Here is a 527-nt window from a genome sequence, read left to right as displayed (position 1 = left end):
GACACGGAGGTGCTGGCCGCGCTGTGGAAGCCGTACGCCAAGGCCAGCCAGGACATCCTGGTGACGCCCGTGGCGCAAAACCTCGAATCCACGTTGGTCGATCTTTCGCAATTGCGGACGGATGGATTGAGCGAAGAGACCGCCAAGTGGGCGCTGGATGGCCGCGACACGCTCAAGGCTTACCTGATGCTGGCGCACCCGGAGCGGGTGGAGCCTGCGTTCCTATCGCAGAAATTGGCAGCGCACTGGTCCACCGATGCCAGGATCACCCCGGGCCAGAAGCAGGACCTGGCCGAGCGATTCGGGAAGTTCTACGCCGAACACCTCAAGGCCCATTCCGACTGGCGTATCGAGCCCCGCCCTGATCTGGTGGCCGGCGCGCGTCAGACGCTGCTGGCCGTTATCGGCGAGCGCAATGCTGTCGATACGGTCTACCAGAACGTCCTCGATGGCGCCGGCACCAAGTATGCCGATCAGACGCTGGCATCGCTGACGGCCGGTACGGACTCGCGTGGCCTGCTGCGCGC

Annotated in this window: 1 protein-coding gene; it reads left to right on the top strand. The window is 64.9% G+C overall.

Annotated features, from left to right (window positions below):
- The coding region (locus AC1RKI_RS30080; RefSeq protein WP_492798442.1) for an ImcF-related family protein at positions 1-527 on the top strand (527 nt) is incomplete at both ends.

This window comes from Cupriavidus sp. GW822-FHT06G04 (genome assembly GCF_058799075.1).
Note: the sequence above shows the minus strand (reverse complement) of the source record. Positions and strands in the feature narration are given on the sequence as shown.